This is a genomic window from Pseudomonas sp. OTU5201, from assembly GCF_038440135.1.
GTDB lineage: Bacteria > Pseudomonadota > Gammaproteobacteria > Pseudomonadales > Pseudomonadaceae > Metapseudomonas > Metapseudomonas resinovorans.
Genome location: NZ_JASATC010000001.1, coordinates 222,195 through 246,117 on the forward strand (window position 1 = coordinate 222,195; position 23,923 = coordinate 246,117).

A 23,923-nucleotide genomic window follows, 5' to 3' on the forward strand; every position below is an offset into this window, starting at 1 on the left:
TCCCCCCAGGCGAACGACCAGGGCCGACCTCGCGACTGACTTGCGAGCGTCCAGCCCGAACAAGACTCGAAGGCACGGCAGGATTCTTCGCGAATGACCGGGGACCGGATTCACGACGTCAAGAAAGCACGACAGCCGTATTGCGAAAGACAATTTCAACTGAGCAAATCGAATGCCATCCGCACAACTACCAAAGCATCTTAAAGTTTCAAATTTAATAACCAATTAAAAACAAGCAATTACCCTACAAGCCAAGCACCACGCAGCCTTCACCCAAAATCAAAGCAAGCACCAAAACCATGCAGGGCAGTCTTTTCAAGCCAAAAAATGCACCCGCAAGTTCCATTGATAGACACCAATGAAAACCCTAAAGTGCGCCATATATATGCCGCCAAAAACAGAACACTGCGTTTTATAGATATTCATCAAAGGAAAAGAAAAGTTCGCCAGATTATCCGCGTCAAAAACTTGCACGACTTCGAAATCGCTATCGGGGCGTGAGGCAGGCAGGGAAATTTGGGGTAGGTGGCGACAGAATCCGGATAGACTGTCGCAAAAAGAAAAGGCTCAACCTAAGTGCGCGGATGCCGATATAAGCAGTAAGCCTTGCGGAAGGACACCATGAGAAATAACCAACCTGTAACCCAGCGGGAACGCAGCTTCCCGATCGAACAACGCCTGATCTCCACCACGGACAGCAAAGGCGTCATCACCTATGCCAACGAAGCCTTCATCGACATCAGCGGCTTCAGCCGCGACGAACTGCTTCGTTCGCCTCACAACCTGGTGCGCCACCCGGACGTACCGTCTGCGGTCTTCGCTCATATGTGGGCGACCCTGAAAAAGGGACGTCCGTGGATGGGAGTGGTGAAGAACCGCTGCAAGAACGGCGACCACTACTGGGTGAATGCCTATGTCACGCCCATTTTCGAAGGGAGCCAGGTCACCGGCTATGAGTCAGTACGGATCAAGCCGACCGCCGAACAGGTGCGTCGCGCCGAAGCCCTTTATCAGCGCCTGAATGCCGGCAAGGCCGCCATCCCCAGCCGCGACAAGTGGCTGCCGGTGGTACAGGACTGGCTGCCCTTCATCCTCATCAGCCAGATCGCTTTCCTGATCGGCACCTGGCTGAACTCCCACTGGGGCTTCCTTCTCGCCGCCCTGCTGTCGGTGCCCCTGGGCCTGATCGGCCTGGCGTGGCAGAACCGTGGGATCAAGCGTCTGCTGCGCCTGGCCGAACAGACCACCTCCGACCCGCTGATCGCGCAGATGTACACCGACAGCCGCGGCGTCCAGGCACGCCTGGAAATGGCCATGCTCAGCCAGGAAGCGCGGCTGAAGACCTGCCTGACCCGCCTGCAGGACACCGCAGAGCACCTCACCCAACAGGCTCGCCAGGCCGATACCCTGGCGCACAACAGCTCCGAAGGCCTGGAACGCCAGCGGGTGGAAACCGAGCAGGTGGCCGCTGCGGTGAACCAGATGGCCGCCACCACCCAGGAAGTGGCCAACAATGTGCAGCGCACCGCCGATGCCACCCAGCAAGCCAACCGCCTGACCAGCGAGGGCCGCAACATCGCCGCCGAAACCCGCGAGGCCATCCAGCGTCTCTCGGCGTCAGTGGGTGAAACCGGCGAGACCGTCACGCGACTGGCCCAGGACAGCAACGAGATCGGTGGCGTGGTGGATGTCATCAAGGGCATCGCCGACCAGACCAACCTACTGGCGCTCAACGCGGCCATCGAGGCTGCCCGCGCCGGCGAAATGGGCCGTGGCTTTGCCGTGGTGGCCGACGAGGTGCGCCAGCTCGCCCAGCGCACGGCGGAATCCACCGGGCAGATTCATCAACTCATCGCCCAGCTGCAGAAGACCGCCGAGGAAGCCGTGCACACCATGGAGCATGGCCGTCGCCAGGCGGACGAAGGCGTCGAGCGCGTACTCCAGGCGGACCAGGCGCTGGTGGGCATCAGCGAAGCGGTGGCCAACATCGCCGACATGGCCGACCAGATCGCCGCAGCGACCGAGGAACAGAGCGCGGTGGCCGAGCAGATCAACCAGAGCATCAGCAGCATCGCCCACCTGGCCGACCAGACCTCAGGCGAGGCCCAGCGCACGGCCATGCTGAGCGAAGAGCTGACCCACACGGCGCAGGGGCAGTACTCCCTGGTGGACAGGTTCAATCGCTGAAGCAATCAACGGGGCGCCAGACCAGGCTGTGTGAGGCCGTCACGAGCGACGCTCAGCATCACCGAGCGCTGCAGTTTTCGCACAGCCTGAGACGGCGTCCTTCTCATTCCTGGACCGGTCCCGCCAGGAATCGCACTATGGCGTCCGCCGCGCTGTCCAGATGCTGCTCATGGGTAATCCCGGAGGCCTTCAGCGGCTTCAGATCGTGATCCCCGGCAGCGAGCCAGCACAGATGAATGGCACCTGAGAGCCTGTAGCCCGCAACCGTGGGGCGATCGCCCATGGGGTCGCGCTCACCCTGGATGATCAGGGTCGGAGTCTTCAGGTCCGCAAGATGGGCGACACGAGGCTTGTCCACCTTGCCAACGGCATGGAAGGGATAACCCAGGCAGACCAGCGCATCAGCGCCCAATTCATCTGCCAGCAGACTCGCCATGCGCCCCCCCATGGATTTGCCACCCACGGCCAACGGTCCTGTGACCTGCTGTCGCACCTCGGCATGAATCTCCCGCCAGCAACTCAGTAGCAAGGCCTGGGGATGGGGTGGTCGGCGACGTCCGTCGTGCCTCCGTGCAGCCATATACGGAAACTCGAAGCGCGCCACCGCAACGCCACGAGCGGCGAGCCTTTGCGCGATGTCATCCATGAACGGACTGTCCATCGGGGCACCGGCGCCATGGGCCAGGATAAGGGTGTACGAAACCGGGCCGTCAGGCCTGTTCCACAACAGCATTCAGACTTCTCCGTCGTTTGTGGACGATTGATCCAGATCAATAGTCGCCCAATGGGCTTTCACCATGCTTGCCGCGCAATCCAAAAACCGTGGACGGAAGCCCATAACATGAGCACAGCAAGCAGTACCGCCTATAACTACAAGGTGGTCCGCCAGTTCGCCATCATGACGGTGGTCTGGGGAATCGTCGGGATGGGGCTCGGCGTTCTCATAGCCGCACAACTGGCCTGGCCGGAACTCAACTTCAACCTTCCCTGGACGAGCTTCGGCCGACTGCGCCCACTGCACACCAACGCGGTGATCTTCGCTTTCGGCGGATGCGCGCTGTTCGCCACCAGCTACTACGCGGTGCAGCGTACCTGCCAGACCCGCCTGATCTCCGACAAGCTCGCCGCCTTCACCTTCTGGGGTTGGCAACTGGTGATCGTGCTGGCCGCCATCAGCCTGCCAATGGGCTGGACCAGCTCGAAAGAATACGCCGAGCTGGAGTGGCCGATCGACATCCTGATCACCATTGTCTGGGTCAGCTACGCCATCGTGTTCTTCGGCACCGTGATGAAGCGCAAGACCAAGCACATCTATGTGGGCAACTGGTTCTTCGGTGGCTTCATCCTCACCGTGGCGATTCTCCATCTGGTGAACAACCTGGAAATCCCGGTCACCCTGACCAAGTCCTACTCCCTTTACGCAGGCGCCACCGACGCCATGATCCAGTGGTGGTACGGCCACAACGCCGTGGGGTTCTTCCTTACGGCCGGCTTCCTGGGGATGATGTATTACTTCGTGCCGAAGCAGGCCGAACGCCCGGTCTACTCCTATCGCCTGTCCATCGTGCACTTCTGGGCGCTGATCGCGGTGTACATCTGGGCCGGTCCGCACCACCTGCACTACACCGCCCTGCCGGACTGGGCACAGTCCCTCGGCATGGTGATGTCCCTGGTACTGCTGGCGCCGAGCTGGGGCGGCATGATCAACGGCATGATGACCCTCTCCGGCGCCTGGCATAAGCTGCGCTCCGACCCCATCCTGCGCTTCCTGGTGGTTTCCCTGGCCTTCTACGGCATGTCCACCTTCGAAGGCCCGATGATGGCCATCAAGACCGTCAACGCGCTCTCCCACTACACCGACTGGACCATCGGCCACGTACACGCCGGCGCCCTCGGCTGGGTCGCCATGGTGTCCATCGGCTCCCTGTACCACCTGATCCCGAAAGTGTTCGGTCGCGAGCAGATGTACAGCACCGGCCTGATCAACACCCACTTTTGGCTGGCCACCATCGGCACCGTGCTCTACATCGCCTCCATGTGGGTCAACGGCATCACCCAGGGCCTGATGTGGCGCGCTGTCAACGAAGACGGCACCCTCACCTATTCCTTTGTCGAAGCCCTCGAAGCCAGCCACCCCGGCTTCGTCGTGCGGGTGATCGGCGGTGCCATCTTCTTCAGTGGCATGTTCCTTATGGCCTGGAACACTTGGCGTACTGCGAAGGCCTCCGACCCTGCTGAGTACGATGCCGCCGCGCAGATCCCGCAAGGAGCCCACTGATGAAACAGCACGAAAAACTCGAGAAGAACGTCGGCCTCCTGGCGTTGTTCATGATCCTGGCCGTGAGCATCGGCGGCCTGGTGCAGATCGTGCCGCTGTTCTTCCAGGACGTGACCAACACCCCGGTGGAAGGCATGAAGCCCTACACCGCCCTGCAACTGGAAGGCCGCGATATCTACATCCGCGAAGGCTGCGTCGGTTGCCACTCGCAGATGATCCGCCCCTTCCGCGCCGAAACCGAGCGTTATGGTCACTACTCCGTCGCGGGTGAAAGCGTCTGGGACCACCCCTTCCTGTGGGGTTCCAAGCGCACTGGCCCGGACCTGGCCCGCGTTGGCGGCCGCTACTCCGACGACTGGCACCGCGCGCACCTCTACAACCCGCGCAACGTAGTGCCCGAGTCGAAGATGCCCGCCTACCCCTGGCTGGTGGAGAACACGCTGGACGGAAAGGACACGGCAGCCAAGCTCCGCGCCATGCAGACCCTCGGCGTGCCCTACAGCGACGAGGATGTTGCGGGCGCCCAGACGGCGGTCAAGGGCAAGACCGAGATGGATGCCCTGGTCGCCTATCTCCAAGTGCTGGGCACCAGCCTGAAGAACAAGAGGTAAGGCCATGGACATCGGAACCCTGCGTGGCCTCGGCACCCTGCTGGTGCTGATCGCCACCCTTGGCGTGATCTGCTGGGCGTACAGCGGCAAGCGCAAGGCCAGCTTCGACGAAGCCGCGAACCTGCCCTTCGCCGACGACGACCGGAACGATTCTAGGAGCACCCGCGCATGACCACTTTCTGGAGCTGGTACATCTCCCTGCTCACCATCTTCACCCTACTGGCGCTGCTCTGGCTGATCTTCGCCACTCGAAAGGGCGAGTCCCAGGGCACCACTGACAAGACCATGGGCCACGCCTTTGACGGCATCGAGGAGTACGACAACCCGCTGCCCAAGTGGTGGTTCCTGCTGTTCGTCGGCACCCTGATCTTCGCCGCAGGCTACTTGGTGCTCTACCCGGGGCTGGGTAACTGGAAAGGGATTTTCCCCGGCTACACCGACGGCTGGACCCAGGAAGCCCAATGGCAGCGCGAAGTCCACAAGGCCGAACAACAGTACGGCCCGATCTTCGCCCGCTACTCCGCCATGTCCATCGAGGACGTAGCCAAGGACCCGCAAGCCCTGAAGATGGGCGGCCGCCTGTTCGCCACCTACTGCTCCATCTGCCACGGCTCGGACGCCAAGGGTGCCTTGGGCTTCCCCAACCTCACCGACAGCAACTGGCGCTGGGGCGGCGAACCGGAAACCATCAAGGCTTCCATCCTGCACGGCCGTATGGCCGCCATGCCGGCATGGGGCGAAGTGCTGGGTGACGAGGGTGTGAAGAACGTCGCTGCCTATGTCCGCAAAGACCTGGCCGGCCTGAAACTGCCGGAAGGCACCAAAGCAGACCTGGAGTCCGGCAAGTCGCTGTTCGCCACTACCTGCGTTGCCTGCCACGGTGTCGACGGCAAGGGCACTGCGGCCATGGGTGCTCCGGACCTGACCCACCCCGCCGGCTGGATCTACGGCTCGGGCCTGGCCCAACTGCAGCAGACCATCCGCTACGGCCGCAACGGCCAGATGCCGGCCCAGCAGGAGTACCTTGGCCAGGACAAAGTTCACATACTGGCGGCCTATATCTACAGCCTGTCTCACAAAGACCAGGATCTGGCCATCAAGTAGTGAAGAAGTCGGGGTGGCGCAAGGACGCGTCGCTCCAACCACGCAGCCAGGCCCTCCAGCCGAACTGCATGCCGCGCAAAACGGCACCCTGAGCCGGGTGCCAAGGACACAAGGAAGTGTCCACCCCTTCTTTTATATAGTGCGACCCAGTGTCGCACCTCTCCGACCAGTAGCACCCTGCCTTCATTGACATCGGCTAAGCTGCTTTCCAGTCGCCACTTGTCACAACTCCGAGGCGATCCCTCCAGTCACGCAATACATCTGGCTTCGACAGCGGGTCGAGCAGCGCCGAAAGCACAGCCGCAAATCCTTGTCCAGCGGGCTTTTCAGCCCGGATTGTGTCGGCTTGTGTCGTTGCAATGGCTACCCTCTTTCTCCATACTTGCCGCCGATTTTTTGTCCCCAAAAAACTCCATTAACCGTGGAACCCCTAGCATGAGCACAGCAATCAGTCAGACTGCTTATAACTATAAGGTGGTCCGCCAGTTCGCCATTATGACGGTGATCTGGGGGGTCATAGGGATGGGTCTAGGCGTGTTCATCGCCGCACAACTCGTGTGGCCGGAACTCAACCTGAACCTACCCTGGACCTCTTTCGGCCGCCTGCGCCCCCTGCATACCAACGCGGTGATCTTCGCCTTCGGCGGATGCGCACTGTTCGCCACTTCCTACTATGTGGTGCAGCGCACCTGCCAGACCCGTCTGGTATCCGATAGTCTGGCCGCCTTCACCTTCTGGGGCTGGCAAGCCGTGATCGTGCTGGCAGTCATCACCCTGCCGCTGGGTTACACCTCCTCCAAGGAATACGCCGAACTGGAGTGGCCGATCGACATCCTCCTGGGCATCGTCTGGATCACCTACTGCGTCGTCTTCTTCGGCACCATCATGAAGCGCAAGACCAAGCACATTTACGTGGGCAACTGGTTCTTCGGCGCTTTCATCCTGGTCACCGCCATGCTGCACATCGTCAACAGCATGGAAATGCCGGTCTACGCCTTCAAGTCGTACTCCATGTACGCCGGCGCTACCGACGCCATGATCCAGTGGTGGTACGGCCACAACGCCGTAGGCTTCTTCCTGACAACCGGCTTCCTGGGAATGATGTATTACTTCGTGCCGAAGCAGGCCGAACGTCCGATCTACTCCTATCGCCTGTCCATCGTGCACTTCTGGGCGCTGATCACCCTGTACATCTGGGCCGGTCCGCACCACCTGCACTACACCGCCCTGCCGGACTGGGCACAGTCCCTCGGCATGGCCATGTCCCTGATCCTGCTGGCGCCGAGCTGGGGCGGCATGATCAACGGCATGATGAGCCTGTCCGGCGCCTGGCATAAGCTGCGCTCCGACCCCATCCTGCGCTTCCTGGTGGTTTCCCTGGCCTTCTACGGCATGTCCACCTTCGAAGGCCCGATGATGGCCATCAAGACTGTCAACGCGCTATCCCATTACACCGACTGGACCATCGGCCACGTACACGCCGGCGCGCTCGGCTGGGTAGCCATGATCTCCATCGGCTCCCTGTACCACCTGATCCCGAAAGTCTTCGCCCGCGAGCAGATGCACAGTGTTGGCCTGATCAACGCGCACTTCTGGCTGGCCACCATCGGCACCGTGCTGTACATCGCCTCCATGTGGGTCAACGGCATCACCCAGGGCCTGATGTGGCGCGCTGTCAACGAAGACGGCACCCTCACCTACTCCTTCGTTGAAGCCCTGGAAGCCAGCCACGCGGGCTACCTGGTGCGCATGATCGGCGGCGCCTTCTTCGTGACCGGCATGCTGCTGATGGCCTACAACACCTATCGCACCGTACGTGCTGCCAAGCCGTCTGAATACGACGCCGCCGCGCAGATCCCGCAAGGAGCTCACTAATGAAGCAACACGAATTAGTCGAGAAGAACATCGGCCTGCTGGCCCTGTTCATGGTGATCGCCGTGAGCATCGGCGGCCTGGTGCAGATCGTGCCACTGTTCTTCCAGGACGTGACTAACACTCCGGTGGAAGGCATGAAACCGCGCACTGCGTTGGAACTCGAAGGCCGTGACATCTACATCCGCGAGGGTTGCGTTGGCTGCCACTCGCAGATGGTCCGCCCCTTCCGTGCCGAAACCGAGCGTTATGGTCACTACTCCGTCGCGGGTGAAAGCGTCTGGGATCACCCCTTCCTGTGGGGTTCCAAGCGTACTGGTCCGGACCTGGCCCGCGTTGGCGGCCGTTACTCCGACGACTGGCACCGCGCGCACCTGTACAACCCGCGCAACGTAGTGCCTGAGTCGAAGATGCCCTCCTACCCCTGGCTGGTGGAGAGCAAGCTCGACGGCAAGCACACCGCCGACAAGATGGAAGCTCTGCGCAAGCTGGGCGTGCCCTACACCGACGAAGACATCGCCGGCGCCAAGGCGGCCGTCAAAGGCAAGACCGAGATGGACGCGCTCGTCGCGTACCTGCAAGGCCTGGGCACCTCTATCAAGAACAAACGGTAACGCAAGATGGATATCGGGACTCTCCGCGGTATAGGCACCTTCGTCGTCTTCATCGCCTTCATCGGTGTCGTGCTCTGGGCCTACAGCAGCAAGCGCAAGAGCAGCTTCGACGAAGCAGCCAACCTGCCTTTCGCGGATGAGCCTCCGAAGTCCGCCAAGCGCGACGAGCAAGCTTCTAGGAGTGAGAAAGAATGACTTCGTTCTGGAGTTGGTACGTAACCCTGCTCACCAGCGCCACGCTGGTGGCGCTGACCTGGCTGATCTTCGCCACCCGTCGTGGCCAGCGCCAGGAAAGCACCGAAGAAACCGTCGGTCACGCCTTCGACGGCATCGAGGAATATGACAACCCGCTGCCCAAGTGGTGGTTCATGCTGTTCGTCGGCACCCTGATCTTCGCCGTCGGCTACCTGGTCATGTACCCGGGCATGGGCAACTGGAAGGGCATCTTCCCCGGTTACAACGAAGTGACCGAGGGCAAGCCCTTCGCCAACGGCCAGGCTGGCTGGACTGGCGTGCACCAGTGGGAAAAGGAAATGGACAAGGCCGATAAGGAATACGGTCCCATCTTCGCCAAGTACGCAGCCATGCCGATCGAGGAAGTGGCCCAGGACCCGAAAGCCCTGAAAATGGGTGGTCGCATGTTCGCGTCCTACTGCTCCGTGTGCCACGGCTCCGATGCCAAGGGCGCCTACGGCTTCCCGAACCTGACCGACCACGACTGGCGCTGGGGTGGCGAAGCCGCCACCATCAAGACCACCATCATGGGTGGCCGCCACGGCGTAATGCCGGCCTGGGGTGAAGTCGTCGGCGACCAGGGCGTACGCGACGTTGCCGCCTTCCTGCGCGTGACCCTGCACGGTCGCGAACTGCCGAAGGACGTGAAGGCTGATCCGGAAGCCGGTAAAGCCATCTACGCTGCCAACTGCGTGGCCTGCCACGGTCCGGAAGGCAAGGGTACCCCGGCGATGGGTGCTCCGAACCTGACCCACCCGAGCGCCTTCATCTACGGCAGCAGCTACGCCCAGCTGCAACAGACCATCCGCTATGGTCGCCAAGGCACCATGCCGGCCCAGGAGCAAATCCTCGGCAACGACAAGGTGCACCTGCTGGCTGCCTACGTGTACAGCCTGTCGCAGAAACCTGCTGCAGAAGCTGAAGCCAAGTAATACCCTCGCCTGCCATGCGCGACGCACTGTCGCACATGGCAGGCCGCTATCAGGCGTACCATATATAGCGGACAGAAAGACTCCGACCGGCGATGTACCGGTCAGGGCGCCGACAACCGCCGTGGTATGAGAACGATGAGCGAACAGATTCCTGTCAAGAACGTCACCCCTTCCCCGGCCAAGGGCGGTGAAACCACCGACCTGTACGCCAGCCGCGAAAAAATCTACACCCGAGCCTTCACTGGCCTGTTCCGCAACCTGCGGATGGCAGGTGGCGCTTTCCTCTTCCTGCTCTACTTCGGCACTGTCTGGCTCAGCTGGAACGACCGCCAGGCCGTCTGGTGGAACCTCCCCGAGCGAAAGTTCTACATCTTTGGCGCCACCTTCTGGCCCCAGGATTTCGTCCTCCTCTCCTGGCTGCTGATCATCTGCGCCTTCGGACTGTTCTTCATCACCGTATTCGCTGGACGCGTCTGGTGCGGCTACACCTGCCCGCAGAGCGTCTGGACCTGGATCTTCATGTGGTGCGAAAAAGTCACCGAGGGTGACCGCAACCAGCGCATGAAGCTCGACAAGGCCCCCATGAGCGGCCAGAAAATCCTGCGCAAGTCCGCCAAGCATGGCCTCTGGCTGCTGATCGGCTTCGCCACCGGCATTACCTTCGTCGGATACTTCACCCCAATCCGCGAACTGGTCTTCGAATTCTTCACGGGCGCAGCCAGTGGCTGGGCCTACTTCTGGGTGGGCTTCTTTACCCTTGCTACTTACGGCAACGCCGGCTGGCTGCGCGAGCAGGTGTGCATCTACATGTGCCCCTACGCGCGCTTCCAGAGCGTGATGTTCGACAAGGACACCCTGATCGTTTCCTACGATCCTCGCCGCGGTGAATCCCGCGGCCCGCGCAAGAAAGGCACCGACTACAAGGCCCAGGGGCTTGGTGACTGCATCGACTGCACCATGTGCGTCCAGGTCTGCCCCACTGGCATCGACATTCGTGACGGCCTGCAGATCGAATGCATCGGCTGCGCGGCCTGCATCGACGCCTGCGACAGCATCATGGAAAAGATGAGCTATCCGAAAGGACTGATCAGCTACACCACCGAGCACAACCTCAATGGCCAGAAGACGCAGCTGATACGCCCGCGCTTGATCGGTTACGCTATCGCACTCGTCGCCATGATCGGCCTCTTCGCTTACGCCGTGGCCATCCGCTCCCTCGTAGAACTGGACGTGATCAAGGACCGCGTGTTGTTCCGCGAGAACGAGCAGGGTCGGATCGAGAACGTCTACACCCTGAAGATCATGAACAAGTCCCAGGCTGACCAGACCTTCGTAATCGACGCCGAAGGCCTTGATGGCCTGGTCTACGAGGGCAAACGTGAAGTCCGCGCCGACGCGGGTGAGGTGCTCTCGGTCCCGGTGGAGCTGTCCATCGACCCCGAGCATCTGCCGTCCAGCACCAACAAGATTCTCTTCCGCGTCCACAGCGCGGATGACCCCAATATCAAGACCGACGCCGACAGCCGCTTCATCGGCCCCAGCGTCCGCTAGCAAACGGAAGACCCATGCAGTCCGAAACTCCCAGCCCCTGGTACAAGCAGCCCTGGCCCTGGTTCATCCTCGCCATTCTCGGCACCTCGGTAGTGCTCGGCACCACCATGCTGGTGATCGCCACCCGGAACCCGCCGAGCCTGGTCGCCGACAACTATTACGAAGTCGGCAAGGGCATCAACACCTCGCTGGAACGCGAGAACCTCGCCAAGCAGCTCGGCATGCAAGCCAGCCTGCAAGTGGATGAGGCCAGCGGCGAAGTCGAGCTGCAACTGGTCGGCGAAAGCCGTCCGCAGCAACTGGTGCTGAGCCTGCTCTCCCCTACCCAGCCGGAGAAGGACCGCCGCATCGTGCTCCAGCCGCAGGCTGACGGCCACTACCGCGGCCACCTGAAGGACCCGGTCAACGGGCGCCGCTTCGTCGAGCTGATCGGCCAGGAGCAGGGCCAGGACTGGCGCCTGTTCGAGGAAGAAACCCTGAACAAGGGCAGTGTTATCCGCCTCGGCGAATAAGCGCCCATGAGCGCACCGCTTTCCTGCTACCACTGCGGCTTGCCGGTTCCGGCCGGCAGTCGTTTTGAGGCCCGCGTGCTGGGAGAGACGCGGGCCATGTGCTGCCCGGGTTGCCAGGCGGTGGCCGAAGCCATCGTCGCCGGCGGCCTGGAGAACTACTACCGCCACCGCAGCGACAGCGCCTCCAACCCTGACACCTTGCCCCGCGAACTCCCCGACGAGTTGGCCCTCTACGACCGCGCCGAAGTCCAGCAGCCCTTCGTTCAGCACCAGGGCGAACTGAGCGAGACCTGCCTGCTGATCGAGGGCATCAGTTGCGCCGCCTGCGGCTGGCTGATCGAGAAACACCTGAAGACCTTGCCGGGTGTTGCCGAGGCTAGCCTCAACCTGTCCAACCACCGTCTGCAGGTACGTTGGTCCGACAGCCAGCTTCCGCTGAGCCAGATGCTCAAGGAGCTGCGCAAGATCGGCTATGCCGGCCACCCCTACAAAGCGGACGAAGCTGCCGAACGTCTGGCCAGCGAAAACCGCCGCGCCATGCGCCAGCTGGGCGTCGCCGGCCTGCTCTGGATGCAGGTGATGATGGCCGCCATGGCCACCTGGCCGGAGTTCAACATCGACCTGTCCCCCGAGCTGGACACCATCCTGCGCTGGGTCAGCCTGTTCCTCACCACACCAATCGTCTTCTACTGCTGTGGCCAGTTCTTCCGCGGCGCCCTGCGCGATTTGCGCACACGCCACCTGACCATGGACGTTTCGGTCTCCCTGGCCATCGGCGGTGCCTATGTCGCCGGCATCTGGTCCACCGTCACCGGTGTGGGCGAACTCTACTTCGACGCCGTGGGCATGTTCGCCCTGTTCCTCCTCGCCGGCCGCTACCTGGAACGCCGAGCGCGCGAACGCACGGCCGCCGCCACCGCGCAATTGGTCAACCTGCTGCCGGCTTCCTGCCTGCGCCTGGATGCGACCGGGCACAGCGAGCGAATCCTGCTAAGCGAGCTGAAGGTCGGTAACCGCGTCCTGGTGCCGCCGGGCGCATTGATGCCGGCTGACGGGCAGATTCTCACCGGCCAGTCCAGCGTCGACGAATCCCTGCTTACCGGCGAATACCTGCCCCACACACGTGGCGAAGGCGATACCGTCACGGCCGGCACGCTCAACGTCGAAGGCCCGCTGACCATAGAAGTCCAGGCACTGGGCGACGACACCCGTCTCTCCGCCATCGTGCGCCTGCTGGAGCGCGCCCAGGCTGACAAGCCTCGCCTGGCCGAGGTCGCGGACAAGGTCGCCCAGTGGTTCCTGCTGATCGTCCTTGCGGCGGCCGCCATCGTTGGCGCCACCTGGTGGCAGATCGCCCCGGACCGCGCGTTCTGGGTCGTGCTTTCCCTGCTCGTCGCCACCTGCCCCTGCGCACTGGCTCTGGCCACCCCCACTGCCCTGACCACCGCCACCGGCAGCCTGCACAAGCTCGGCCTGCTACTGACCCGCGGACATGTGCTGGAAGGCCTGAACCAGATCGACACAGTGATTTTCGACAAGACCGGCACCCTCACGGAAGGCCGCCTGACGCTCAGCGCCATCCACCCCCTGGGCGCGATGGACCGCGATACCTGCCTGGGTCTGGCCGCCGCCCTCGAGAGCCGCTCCGAACACCCGATCGCGCGCGCCTTCGGTCGTGCTCCACAAGCGGCCGACCAGGTCGTCAGCGTGCCTGGCCGAGGCCTGGAAGGCCGTATTGGCGACCTCCTGCTGCGCATCGGCCAACCTGGCTTCGTCGCCGAACTCAGCGGCCATCCGGTACCCAGGATTCCTGGCGACCAGGGCCAGTGGCTGCTGCTGGGTGATGAACAGGGACCGCTGGCCTGGTTCGTCCTCGACGACCGCTTGCGGGTAGACGCCCCTGCCCTGCTCGATGCCTGCCGCGAACGCGGCTGGAAACTGCTGCTGCTGTCAGGCGACGGCTCACCCATGGTCGCTGGCATTGCCCAACAACTTGGCATCGACGACGCCCGTGGCGGCCTCACTCCGGATGCCAAGCTGGAAGTGTTGCGCCAACTCCACCAGCAGGGCCACAAAGTCTTGATGCTGGGCGACGGCGTCAACGACGTACCGGTGCTCGCCGGCGCCGACATCAGCGTCGCCATGGGCAGCGCCACCGACCTGGCCAAGACCAGCGCAGATGCCGTGCTTCTGTCCAATCGCCTCGACAGCCTGGTGCAGGCGTTCGATCTGGCCCGCCGGACCCGCCGCATCATCATCGAGAACCTGGCCTGGGCGACCCTGTACAATGGACTGGTACTGCCCTTCGCCGCCCTCGGCTGGATCACCCCGCTGTGGGCCGCCTTCGGCATGTCGGTCAGCTCGCTTCTGGTGGTAATCAACGCCTTGCGCCTGGCCCGCACCTGAGCCACGCATTTTCAATCGGAGCCCCTGATGCCAGCGCTTTACATACTGATCCCGGTCGCCATCGGCCTGGTCGGTTTCGCCATCTGGCTGTTCTTCTGGGCCGTGGACAGCGGCCAGTACGACGACCTGGACGGGCCGGCCCACAGCATCCTCTTCGATGACGAGGACCCCAAGCACAAGGCTGGCATCGCCGAAGCCGAGGGCAACAACAAGGACAAACAGGACGAGCAGGACGAGCCCCGTGGCTGAACTTGCTCCTCTGCTGCTTTCTGCCCTGATCCTCGGACTGCTCGGGGGCGGCCATTGCCTCGGCATGTGTGGTGGCCTGATGGGCGCCCTGACCCTGGCCATCCCCCCTGAACAGCGCGCCCGCCGCCTGCGCCTGCTGCTGGCCTACAACCTCGGTCGCATCCTCAGCTACGCCCTTGCTGGCCTGCTGATCGGCCTCGCCGGCTGGGCCATCGCCAGCAGCCCGGCAGCCATAGCCCTGCGCGTGGTGGCGGCGCTGCTGCTGATCTGCATGGGCCTCTACCTGGCTGGCTGGTGGAGCGGCCTGACCCGCATCGAAGCACTGGGACAAGGCCTCTGGCGCCACATCCAGCCGGCAGCGCGCAAGCTGCTGCCGGTGTCCAGCCTGCCCCGTGCCCTGCTGCTGGGCGGACTCTGGGGCTGGCTGCCCTGCGGCCTGGTCTACAGCACCCTGCTCTGGGCCGCCAGCCAAGGTTCGGCCGCCGACAGCGCACTGCTGATGCTTGCCTTCGGCCTCGGGACCCTGCCCGTGTTGATCGCTACCGGCCTCGCCGCCGAGCGCCTGACCGCACTGCTGCGCAAGCGCGGCGTGCGTGTCGCCGGTGGCATGCTGGTAGTCCTCTTCGGTCTCTGGACCCTGCCCGGCCCCCACCAGGCGTGGCTGATGGGTCACGGCGGACACGACAGCAGCGCCGCTACCAGCGAGCATCAACACAGCCACTGAACGGCTTGATACAAATCAAGATCGCTCAAGCGGGTGCCCCATAGACTCCCTGGCATTGATATCCGAACCGGGGACACCTGCATGCTCGACAACATTCGCTGGGACGCGGGTCTGGTCCACCGCTACGACACTCCAGGCCCCCGCTACACCTCCTACCCCACCGCCGTGCAATTCAGCCACCGTGTGGGCTCCTTCGACATGCTTCATGCCCTGCGCGACAGTCGCAAGGCCCGTCGCCCCCTGTCGCTCTACGTCCATGTGCCGTTCTGCGCGAACATCTGCTACTACTGCGCCTGCAACAAGGTCATCACCAAGGACCGAGGCCGTGCGCTTCCCTACCTGGAGCGCCTGGAGCGCGAAGTCGAGCTGATCGCCTGCCACCTTGATCCGCAGCAGAAAGTCGAGCAGTTGCACTTCGGCGGCGGCACCCCGACCTTTCTCAGCCACGATGAACTGCGCCGGCTCATGGGTCATCTGCGCAAGCACTTCAGCCTGCTGGACGACGACTCGGGTGACTACGGCATCGAAATCGATCCGCGCGAGGCCGACTGGTCCACCATGGGCCTGCTCCGTGAACTGGGCTTCAATCGCGTCAGCCTTGGCGTGCAGGACCTGGACCCCGCCGTGCAACGCGCCGTCAACCGTTTGCAGAGCCTGGAGGAGACCCGCGCCATCGTCGAAGCCGCGCGTACCTTGCAGTACCGCTCACTGAACCTCGACCTGATCTACGGCCTGCCCAAGCAGACCCCGGAGAGCTTCGCCCGTACCGTGGACGAAGTCATCGCCCTGCAACCGGACCGGCTCTCGGTGTTCAACTACGCCCACCTGCCGGATCGCTTCATGCCGCAACGGCGGATTCGCAGCGAAGACCTGCCCAGCCCCGGGCAAAAGCTGGAAATGCTCCAGCGCAGCATCGAGCAGTTGAGTGCTGCCGGGTACCGCTACATCGGTATGGATCACTTCGCCTTGCCCGACGACGATCTGGCCATCGCCCAGGAGGACGGCAGCCTGCAACGCAACTTCCAGGGGTACACCACCCACGGCCATTGCGACCTGATTGGCCTCGGCGTATCGGCCATCAGCCAGATCGGCGACCTCTACTGCCAGAACACCGTGCAGCTCAACGAATACCAGGGTGCCCTGGAGCAAGACCTTCTGGCTATCAATCGGGGGCTGGTGTGCGACGAGGACGACCGCATCCGCAGAGCGGTGATCCAGCAACTGATTTGCGCGTTCGAGCTGGACTTCGCCAGCATCGAAACCAGTTTCAACATCGAATTTCGCGGTTACTTCGCTGACATCTGGCCGCAATTGCAGCAAATGAGCCAGGATCGCCTGATTGACCTCAGCGACGGCCGCATCGATGTACTGCCTGCTGGGCGCCTGCTGGTGCGCTCGTTGTGCATGCTCTTCGACAACTACTTGGCGGGGCAGAACCAGCAACGATTCTCCCGCGTCATCTGAAATCGGCTCAGGCGGCGAGCAGTTGGTTCAGCTCCACCGCCTGCTCCTCACTGAGATTCGACTCGCGAACCAGCTTGGCGAGATTGAGGTTAGCGCTGCTCAGGGCACCCTGCAGGGACGTAAGCTGATTGTGCACCGCCTGCAGGCGCTGGGTGCGGGTTTCGTCGTCCAGGCTCCGATCAGCCGCAATGGCATCCAGTTCGGCCTTCCGCTCGGCAATCTGCGCCTTGAGGGCGCGGATCATCTTCAGGAGCTCCTTGATGCCATCCGGCAGGCTGCTCTTGTCGATGTCGTCATTTTTCTGCGGCTCGCCGGGCTTGCCCAGGTTCGACAGGCTGACGCGAATGCCCTGTCGCACGGCCTGCATGTCCACCGGGGTCTCCTCCTGCCGTGCGACCTGTCGCCGCACCGATTCCGCCACCCGCGCAACCGCGCTGTTTGTGTCCACGCGCAACATAGGCCGCTCCTTGCCTGAATATCGCCCGGATATCGGCCATCTCTGGCAAAGCTTGAGCATTAAGTCAGATAGGCTTTTTCTGGCCGTTGCCTACACCCTGCGTTACCCTTACGAGCATTGTGTGTATACCTCGCAAGGAATGGCTCATGTCCGAAATCATCAAGGTGCGCAACGTACCCCAGGCCCACTGCAAGGACTGCAGCCTGGCCGCCCTTTGTCTGCCACTGTCGCTGAACATGGAGGACATGGACGCGCTGGACGACATCGTCAAACGCGGCCGCCCGCTGAAGAAAGGCGAACTCCTCTTCCGGCAGGGCGATACCTTCGGCTCGGTCTTCGCAGTACGCTCCGGCGCCCTCAAGACCTTCACCGTTACTGACACCGGCGAAGAGCAGATCACCGGCTTCCACCTGCCCAGCGAACTGGTGGGCCTTTCCGGCATGGACACCGAGCTCTATCCGGTTTCCGCCCAAGCACTGGAAACCACCTCGGTGTGCGAAATTCCGTTCGAGCGTCTGGACGAACTCTCGGTCCAGCTGCCGCAGTTACGTCGTCAGTTGATGCGCGTGATGAGCCGCGAGATCCGCGACGATCAGCAGATGATGCTGCTGCTGTCCAAGAAAACCGCCGACGAGCGCATCGCCACCTTCCTGGTCAACCTCTCGGCACGCTTCCGCGCCCGCGGCTTCTCGGCCAACCAGTTCCGCCTGGCCATGTCGCGCAATGAAATCGGCAACTACCTGGGCCTGGCGGTGGAAACCGTCTCCCGCGTCTTCACCCGTTTCCAGCAGGCCAATCTGATTGCCGCCGAAGGCAAGGAAGTGCACATTCTCGACCCCATCGAACTCTGCGCCATGGCGGGCGGGAGCATCGAAAGCTGATCCCCCCGCAGACCTGCCGGCCTGGCCGGTCCGCCTGTCCCACCCCGCTCTTTCCATCAGGCATTGACGATGATCTTCGACGACTTTTCCATCAAGACACTGATCCGCCCTGTCCCTGACTTCCCCAAACCCGGTGTGGTGTTCCGCGACATCACTCCGCTGTTCCAGTCGCCCCGCGCCCTGCGCCTGGTGGCCGACAGCTTTATCCAGCGTTATGTCGAGGCCGACTTCAGCCACATCGGCGCCATGGACGCCCGCGGCTTCCTGATTGGCTCGATCATCGCCTACGAACTCAACAAGCCGTTGGTGCTCTTCCGCAAGCAGGGCAAGCTCCCGGCGGACGTGCTCTCCGAGCCCTACCAGACCGAATACGGCGAAGCCTTTCTTGAAGTCCACAGCGACAGCCTGTGCGACGGCGACAAGGTGCTGATCTTCGATGACCTGATCGCCACGGGCGGCACCCTGCTGGCGGCCACCCGCCTGGTCCGGCGCATGGGCGCCAGCGTGTTCGAGGCCGCAGCCATCATCGACCTGCCCGAACTGGGCGGCTCCGAGCGCCTTGCCGACGCTGGAATCCCCACCTTCGCTCTCACCGCCTTCGCACTCAACGAGCGCTGAGAGACGGGCGGGGCCGCGCCAGCGGACCCGCCCCAACCGAAGCACGGCCGACCCACCCGGGTTACACCGCCTCCGACTGACGTTACCCCTCGCCCCAGCCCACGCCGCGATCACCCGCCGAAAGTTGGCGGCCAGCCCCTCGCGCCGACCCGCACGATCCTCAATAGTTACATCGACTGATGGCACGGTTGCAGTGCCCACCGATAACAACGAATGGACGGCTCGCAAAGCCCGAGAGGATCCCCGCATGACCGCCAGCGCCCCCCTGCTCAAAGCCAACTTCCCCGTGCGTCGCATGGACTTCAGCTTCGCATCGACCCAGAAGTACTGGTGGAGCGGCGATCCCTTCATGACCCACTTCATGAACAACCTCTCCTCGCTCTTCCCCTACGGCGAGAAGTTTTTCGTCGACAGCGTGCGTGCTGTGCGCGACCAGGTCAGTGACCCGCAACTGCAGAAGGACATCAGTGCCTTCATCGGCCAGGAAGCCATGCACTCCAAGGAACACGCGACCTACAACGACTACGCCGCCGAACACGGTATCGACCTGGAACGCCTGGAACTGCGCATCAAGGTGCTGCTGGAATGGGTTACCCGCGTCACCACAAAAAAGCAGCGTCTGGCTGCCACCTGCGCCCTGGAACACTTCACCGCCACCATGGCCGAGCAACTGCTGCGCCGGGAAGACATCAACACCCAGATGGACGACCCGAAGATGTACAAGCTGTGGATGTGGCACGCCATCGAGGAAAACGAGCACAAGGCGGTTTGCTATGACGCTTACCAGGCAATCGGTGGCGGCTACCTGATCCGCACGTTGACCATGGCCCTGACCACGTTCCTTTTCTTCGGCGTGATCATGACCTTCCAGATCCACCTGATGCGCAAGGACGGCCAGCTGTTCAACTGGCGCAGCTGGGCTCGCGGCCTCAAGACCCTGCTCGGCCCGCGCAACGGCTACTTCCCGAAGATGATCAAGCCTTACCTGGACTACTACCGCCCCGGTTTCCATCCTTTCGACCACGAGACCAAGGCGCTGGAGAAACGCTGGAAGCAACGACTCGGCTTCAACGGCTGACGGCCCTGCTGGTCCGCTCTGAGACATTCGACAGGGCAACGTCGTTGCCCTTGGCGAATGAATTCGCCCCTACGACAAAACTCGCTTCACCCCTCCTCGAAAAACTCCGCGAAGAAGTCGTCCAGCTCCCCCTCGTAGCTGTCCAGTGAATACAGGGTGTCGGCCGCCAGCAGGTCCAGCAGGATCAGCCCATTGAGGCTGGAATCCTCCTCCGCAGCGGCACGCAGACGGCCGGCCATGCCCAGGTTGACCTGGCGCAGGCTGCGGTACAGCTCGCGCAGCCCATCCATGTCCCAATCAGGTTCAAGGCCGCGCTGCCGGCGCAAATGCTGTCCCAGCAGATAGGTACCCAGGGAGCGATAGAGGGTCTCAGCCGAGGTGCTGAACGGCCAGTGGAACCATGCCATCGCCCGCAGCATCCGGGTATGGGGACAACCGCTCGTCGCCCCGAGCAGACCGAGCAGCGAGCCCAGGGCTCGTTGCAGAGTGGTCTGCTGGCGGATCTCCCGCCCGCGCCAGAACACCGCCATCTGCACCTCCTCGTAGGAAGGCGAATGCGCCAGCACTGCCACCGGACGAGCCAGCGCCCGGGCGAAGGGACAGTCACGCACCTCGGTGGTCTCCAGCGGGCAATGGCTGCATTGCTGGAAGCCCAGCCGCGCCCAGTCCGGCCCGTTGTCCAGATATTGCTCAGTCCCCGCCAGATCCACCTCATGTACCCAGAGGCGGCCATCAGGGAATCGGAACTCGTAGCGAACCTGTGCCTCAGCCCTCGGCTCCAGTCCCATGGTCTACCCTTGATTACCTGTTGAAGGGAAATTTCAGCGCCATCCAACCCGAATTTCGACGGGATTCAGACGCCTGAAATCTGTCATACACTTCGTACAACAAAGTCGGACAAGCGCCAGAATTCAACCCCGACAACCGTTCCACAGCGAAAAAAGCGGGCGTCATCATGGAAAGCAGCCCTTTGGATCTTGCCGGAGCCCTGGTTGAACGGATCGAGGTGGGCGTCATCATCCTCGACCAGGAGCTGCGCGTCCTTCACTGGAACAACTTCGTCAGCCAACGCAGCGGCAAGGCCCTGGGGCCTGCCCGGCATCAGCCGCTGACGTGTGTCTTCCCGGAAGCGGACACCTCACGCCTCGGCCAGATGGTGGCCAAGGCTCGCGAACAGGGCCTGCACGCCTACACCCACTGGCGCGAAGACCCCTACCTGATCCAGCTCCCCTACAGCCCCGAAGGCCTGGTGACGCCCCTGCGCCTGCAGAGCACCCTGCTCTTCCCCTTCGACTGCGCGGGCGAACGCTATTTCGGCCTGCTGCTTTACGACACCACCGAGTTCGCCCGCTCCAACGACCAGTTGTCCGCAGCCCTCAACGCCCTGGGCAGCAAGCAACTGGAGCAGGATCAACTGATCCACAAGCTGGAGAAGGCCAACGCCCAGTTGCTGCAATCGGAGAAGCTCGCCGCCATCGGCCAACTGGCAGCCGGCGTTGCCCACGAGATCAACAACCCCATCGGCTACGTCTTCTCCAACCTCAAGACCCTCACCGGCTACGTCAACGACCTGCTGCGCATTGTCGATGCCGTGGACGGCGTCGGCAGCCTGGAGGAACTGCAGCAGCTCAAGCGCAGCCTGGAATACGACTACATCCGCAACGACGTCGAAGCCCTGATTCACGAATCCGAGGACGGCATCGAGCGGGTCAAGAAGATCATCACTGCGCTCAAGGACTTCTCCCACATTGAGGAAGAGGGATTCCGCGCGGCCGACTTGCACAAGGGCTTCGACAGTACCCTCAACCTGGTCAACAACGAACTCAAGTACAAGGCCGAGGTCGTGCGCGAGTACGGCGAGCTGCCGCTGGTGGAATGCATCCCCTCGCAGATCAACCAAGTGGTGATGAACCTGCTGATCAACGCTGCCCACGCCATCGAAAGCTTTGGCCGCATCACCCTGCGCAGCGGCCACCAGGGCGACTGGATCTGGCTGGAAGTCGAAGACAACGGCAAGGGCATCGACCCCACCATCCTCCATCGCATCTACGAACCCTTCTTCACCACCAAGCCGGTGGGCAAAGGCACAGGCCTTGGCCTCGCGCTCTCCTACAACATCGTGCAGAAGCACAACGGCCGCATCGAAGTAGCGAGCTTACCCGGCCAGGGCACCCGCTTCCGCGTCTGGCTGCCGCACCACCAACCCCAGCCCGGCGGGTCGCAAGCATGAGCGAAGCCCGGCACCGCCCCACCCTGCTACTGGTGGATGACGAAGAACACATCCTCAGCGCGCTGCGTCGCGTCCTGCGTGGCGAACCCTACGAACTGCTCACGGCCACCGGCGGCACCGAGGCCCTCGCGCTTCTGGCCGCGAACGATGTGGACCTCGTGGTCTCCGATGCACGCATGCCCGGCCTCGATGGCCCCGCCCTGCTGGCTGAAGTGCAGCAGCGCTGGCCGGGCACCCTGCGCCTGATGCTAACCGGCGCCACCGATCTGGACACCAGCATCCGCGCCATCAACCAGGGGCGGATCTACCGGTATCTGGGCAAACCCTGGAATGACGACGAACTGCGTTTCACCCTGCGCCAGGCCCTGGCTCACCAGCATGCCGAACGCGAACACCAGCGCCTGGAACGCCTCACCCTTGAGCAGAATCGCTGCCTGCAGGAACTCAACGCCAGCCTGGAGCAACGCGTCCGCGACCGCACCGCCGAGTTGCAGCAGACCGCCGACATGCTCGACCTGGCCTACGACGAGTTACGCCATAGCTACATGACGGCCACCGAAGTCTTCTCATCCCTGCTCAGCCAGCGCCTGCCGGGCGACAAACAGGGCAACGCCCAGGTCATCGCCCTGGTGCGCGCCTATGCCAGCGAGCACGAGTTGCCGGAAACGGACAGTCGCGATCTGGCCATGGCCGCCGCCCTTTACAACCTTGGCAAGTTGACCTGGGACGACCATCTGCTGATCCGCCCCAGCGACCTGTTGCACCGCGACGAGCGGGAACGCTACTGCCGTTACCCACTGCTGGGCGAAAGCCTGCTGATGGCCCTGGAACCCCTGCACGATGCTGGACGACTGATCCGCCACCATCAGGAGCGCTGGAACGGGACCGGCTTCCCCGACCAATTGCACGGCCAGGACATCCCCTTCGGCGCCCGCCTGCTCAAGCTGGCGGTGGACTTCGTCGAGCTGCAATGCGGCCTGGTGCTGCAACGCCCGCTGCCACGCCAGGAATCCCTGCAGTTCCTCGCCCGCTATGCAGGGCGGCTCTACGACCCGTTGCTCTGCCAGCAATTCATCGACCTCTGCACCCGCTGCGCACCAGACCTGCTGGAGGCCGACCCGAGCATCCTCGCCGTCGACACCCGGCGGCTGGAACCGGGCATGGTCCTGGCCCGTAACCTCCAGGCCGAGAGCGGCATGCTCCTGCTCAATGCCGGCAAGCAGCTCAGCCGCACCCTGATCGACAAGCTCATCGCCTTCGAGGCCAGCGAAGGTGCGCGCTACACCCTCCACGTCCGCCTGTCCGAGGCTGACGCGAGCCCGGCCAAGGAGTAACACCGATGATCAAGATCCAGCTGGTGGACGACGAACCCCACATCCTCAGCGCCCTGCAGCGCCTGCTGCGCCCACAGGGCTGGGTCCTGCATACCTTCGACAAGCCCGAAGCCGCGCTCGCGGCCCTGGCCGAGCACCAGTACGCCGCCATCATCTGCGACCTCAACATGCCGCAACTGGATGGCCTGACTTACTTGCAGTTCGCCCGGCAGCGCCAGCCCGACGCCCTGCGCATGCTGCTCAGCGCCCATGGCGACCGCACCACGCTGATGCAGGCGATCAATCGCGCCGAGGTCTATCGCTTCCTCTCCAAGCCCTGGGAGAACTACGACATTGAAAGCGCCCTCCAGGCCGCCGTCGACCTTTACCAGTTGCGCGACGAGAACCACCGCCTGCTGGACCAGGTGCGCGGCCAGCAGAACACCCTCGACCGCCAGCGCCGCGAATTGCTACGCCTGGAGATCGAGCACCCCGGGCTGACCCGCGTGCGGCGCGACGCCGACGGCGCCGTGCTGCTGGAGGGCTACGACCTGGATGACTGATCCCGATCAGTCAGGACCACTCCTGCCACCGGAACGGCACCTCTC

24 protein-coding genes are annotated in these 23,923 nt (G+C 63.0%); 21 read left to right on the forward strand and 3 right to left on the reverse strand.

Annotated elements, in window-relative coordinates; all coding sequences use genetic code 11:
- Window positions 1-621: 621 nt before the first annotated feature.
- The gene (locus tag AAHM40_RS01090) at window positions 622-2,187 is read left to right on the forward strand and encodes a methyl-accepting chemotaxis protein (RefSeq protein WP_342243046.1); all 1,566 of its coding nucleotides are present in this window, start codon (window positions 622-624) and stop codon (window positions 2,185-2,187) included.
- A gap of 103 nt (window positions 2,188-2,290) precedes the next feature.
- On the opposite strand, the gene AAHM40_RS01095 is transcribed toward AAHM40_RS01090, so the two are convergent.
- Complete coding sequence (locus tag AAHM40_RS01095; RefSeq protein ID WP_342243047.1) at window positions 2,291-2,920, reverse strand: alpha/beta family hydrolase; 630 nt, start codon at window positions 2,918-2,920, stop codon at window positions 2,291-2,293.
- 108 nt (window positions 2,921-3,028) lie between these two features.
- Here AAHM40_RS01095 and ccoN (AAHM40_RS01100) point away from each other — a divergent pair, with 108 nt between their 5' ends.
- The 14 genes from ccoN (AAHM40_RS01100) (at window position 3,029) to hemN (ending at window position 16,738) form a co-directional block, all read left to right on the forward strand.
- Complete coding sequence (ccoN, locus tag AAHM40_RS01100) at window positions 3,029-4,465, forward strand: cytochrome-c oxidase, cbb3-type subunit I (RefSeq protein WP_028630898.1); 1,437 nt, start codon at window positions 3,029-3,031, stop codon at window positions 4,463-4,465.
- Complete coding sequence (gene ccoO, locus AAHM40_RS01105; RefSeq protein WP_342243048.1) at window positions 4,465-5,076, forward strand: cytochrome-c oxidase, cbb3-type subunit II; 612 nt, start codon at window positions 4,465-4,467, stop codon at window positions 5,074-5,076. Before ccoN (AAHM40_RS01100) ends, ccoO (AAHM40_RS01105) begins: the two co-directional genes overlap by 1 nt.
- A gap of 4 nt (window positions 5,077-5,080) precedes the next feature.
- The gene (locus AAHM40_RS01110; RefSeq protein WP_028630900.1) at window positions 5,081-5,248 is read left to right on the forward strand and encodes a CcoQ/FixQ family Cbb3-type cytochrome c oxidase assembly chaperone; all 168 of its coding nucleotides are present in this window, start codon (window positions 5,081-5,083) and stop codon (window positions 5,246-5,248) included.
- Entirely contained in the window at window positions 5,245-6,180 is a 936-nt protein-coding gene (ccoP, locus tag AAHM40_RS01115; RefSeq protein WP_342243049.1) for a cytochrome-c oxidase, cbb3-type subunit III, read from the forward strand. Before AAHM40_RS01110 ends, ccoP (AAHM40_RS01115) begins: the two co-directional genes overlap by 4 nt.
- Before the next feature lie 435 nt (window positions 6,181-6,615).
- The gene (gene ccoN / locus AAHM40_RS01120; protein ID WP_028630902.1) at window positions 6,616-8,055 is read left to right on the forward strand and encodes a cytochrome-c oxidase, cbb3-type subunit I; all 1,440 of its coding nucleotides are present in this window, start codon (window positions 6,616-6,618) and stop codon (window positions 8,053-8,055) included.
- Window positions 8,055-8,666: a cytochrome-c oxidase, cbb3-type subunit II gene (gene ccoO / locus AAHM40_RS01125; protein WP_028630903.1), complete on the forward strand. Its 612-nt coding sequence runs from the start codon at window positions 8,055-8,057 to the stop codon at window positions 8,664-8,666. Before ccoN (AAHM40_RS01120) ends, ccoO (AAHM40_RS01125) begins: the two co-directional genes overlap by 1 nt.
- 6 nt (window positions 8,667-8,672) lie before the next feature.
- A complete protein-coding gene (locus AAHM40_RS01130; RefSeq protein WP_342243050.1) occupies window positions 8,673-8,861 on the forward strand; it encodes a cbb3-type cytochrome oxidase subunit 3 in 189 nt (62 codons plus the stop codon).
- A complete protein-coding gene (gene ccoP, locus AAHM40_RS01135; RefSeq protein WP_342243051.1) occupies window positions 8,858-9,832 on the forward strand; it encodes a cytochrome-c oxidase, cbb3-type subunit III in 975 nt (324 codons plus the stop codon). Before AAHM40_RS01130 ends, ccoP (AAHM40_RS01135) begins: the two co-directional genes overlap by 4 nt.
- Before the next feature lie 135 nt (window positions 9,833-9,967).
- Window positions 9,968-11,383: a cytochrome c oxidase accessory protein CcoG gene (gene ccoG / locus AAHM40_RS01140; protein ID WP_342243052.1), complete on the forward strand. Its 1,416-nt coding sequence runs from the start codon at window positions 9,968-9,970 to the stop codon at window positions 11,381-11,383.
- 14 nt (window positions 11,384-11,397) lie between these two features.
- Window positions 11,398-11,895, forward strand: a complete 498-nt coding sequence (locus AAHM40_RS01145; RefSeq protein ID WP_342243053.1) for a FixH family protein — start codon at window positions 11,398-11,400, stop codon at window positions 11,893-11,895.
- Between the two features lie 6 nt (window positions 11,896-11,901).
- Complete coding sequence (locus AAHM40_RS01150; RefSeq protein ID WP_342243054.1) at window positions 11,902-14,301, forward strand: heavy metal translocating P-type ATPase; 2,400 nt, start codon at window positions 11,902-11,904, stop codon at window positions 14,299-14,301.
- Between the two features lie 27 nt (window positions 14,302-14,328).
- Window positions 14,329-14,550 carry a cbb3-type cytochrome oxidase assembly protein CcoS gene (gene ccoS / locus AAHM40_RS01155; RefSeq protein ID WP_028630909.1) on the forward strand — a complete coding sequence of 74 codons (222 nt, stop codon included), beginning with the start codon at window positions 14,329-14,331 and terminating at the stop codon, window positions 14,548-14,550.
- Window positions 14,543-15,274 (forward strand): sulfite exporter TauE/SafE family protein, encoded by a 732-nt coding sequence (locus AAHM40_RS01160; protein ID WP_342243055.1) that lies wholly within the window; start codon window positions 14,543-14,545, stop codon window positions 15,272-15,274. Before ccoS ends, AAHM40_RS01160 begins: the two co-directional genes overlap by 8 nt.
- Window positions 15,275-15,355: 81 nt before the next feature.
- Window positions 15,356-16,738, forward strand: coding sequence for an oxygen-independent coproporphyrinogen III oxidase (hemN, locus tag AAHM40_RS01165; protein ID WP_342243056.1), 1,383 nt, complete (start codon window positions 15,356-15,358; stop codon window positions 16,736-16,738).
- 7 nt (window positions 16,739-16,745) lie between these two features.
- On the opposite strand, the gene AAHM40_RS01170 is transcribed toward hemN, so the two are convergent.
- Complete coding sequence (locus tag AAHM40_RS01170) at window positions 16,746-17,195, reverse strand: hypothetical protein (RefSeq protein ID WP_342243057.1); 450 nt, start codon at window positions 17,193-17,195, stop codon at window positions 16,746-16,748.
- A 146-nt stretch (window positions 17,196-17,341) separates the two neighbouring features.
- Here AAHM40_RS01170 and fnr point away from each other — a divergent pair, with 146 nt between their 5' ends.
- The 3 genes from fnr (at window position 17,342) to AAHM40_RS01185 (ending at window position 19,772) form a co-directional block, all read left to right on the forward strand.
- The gene (gene fnr / locus AAHM40_RS01175) at window positions 17,342-18,076 is read left to right on the forward strand and encodes a fumarate/nitrate reduction transcriptional regulator Fnr (RefSeq protein ID WP_028630913.1); all 735 of its coding nucleotides are present in this window, start codon (window positions 17,342-17,344) and stop codon (window positions 18,074-18,076) included.
- Window positions 18,077-18,145: 69 nt separating this feature from the next.
- Window positions 18,146-18,694 carry an adenine phosphoribosyltransferase gene (locus tag AAHM40_RS01180; RefSeq protein ID WP_342243058.1) on the forward strand — a complete coding sequence of 183 codons (549 nt, stop codon included), beginning with the start codon at window positions 18,146-18,148 and terminating at the stop codon, window positions 18,692-18,694.
- 247 nt (window positions 18,695-18,941) lie between these two features.
- Window positions 18,942-19,772, forward strand: a complete 831-nt coding sequence (locus AAHM40_RS01185) for a metal-dependent hydrolase (RefSeq protein WP_342243059.1) — start codon at window positions 18,942-18,944, stop codon at window positions 19,770-19,772.
- 86 nt (window positions 19,773-19,858) lie between these two features.
- Here the strand turns inward: AAHM40_RS01185 and AAHM40_RS01190 are convergent, their stop codons facing one another.
- Complete coding sequence (locus AAHM40_RS01190) at window positions 19,859-20,560, reverse strand: DUF6901 family protein (protein WP_342243060.1); 702 nt, start codon at window positions 20,558-20,560, stop codon at window positions 19,859-19,861.
- 167 nt (window positions 20,561-20,727) lie between these two features.
- On the opposite strand from AAHM40_RS01190, the gene AAHM40_RS01195 reads away from it, so the two are divergent.
- Genes AAHM40_RS01195 through AAHM40_RS01205 form a run of 3 tightly spaced genes read left to right on the forward strand, consistent with a single transcriptional unit; the run spans window position 20,728 to window position 23,878 of the window.
- The gene (locus AAHM40_RS01195) at window positions 20,728-22,002 is read left to right on the forward strand and encodes an ATP-binding protein (protein WP_342243061.1); all 1,275 of its coding nucleotides are present in this window, start codon (window positions 20,728-20,730) and stop codon (window positions 22,000-22,002) included.
- Window positions 21,999-23,336 carry an HD domain-containing phosphohydrolase gene (locus AAHM40_RS01200; RefSeq protein WP_342243062.1) on the forward strand — a complete coding sequence of 446 codons (1,338 nt, stop codon included), beginning with the start codon at window positions 21,999-22,001 and terminating at the stop codon, window positions 23,334-23,336. Before AAHM40_RS01195 ends, AAHM40_RS01200 begins: the two co-directional genes overlap by 4 nt.
- A 5-nt stretch (window positions 23,337-23,341) precedes the next feature.
- The gene (locus AAHM40_RS01205; RefSeq protein ID WP_342243063.1) at window positions 23,342-23,878 is read left to right on the forward strand and encodes a response regulator; all 537 of its coding nucleotides are present in this window, start codon (window positions 23,342-23,344) and stop codon (window positions 23,876-23,878) included.
- The last annotated feature ends 45 nt before the right edge of the window (window positions 23,879-23,923 follow it).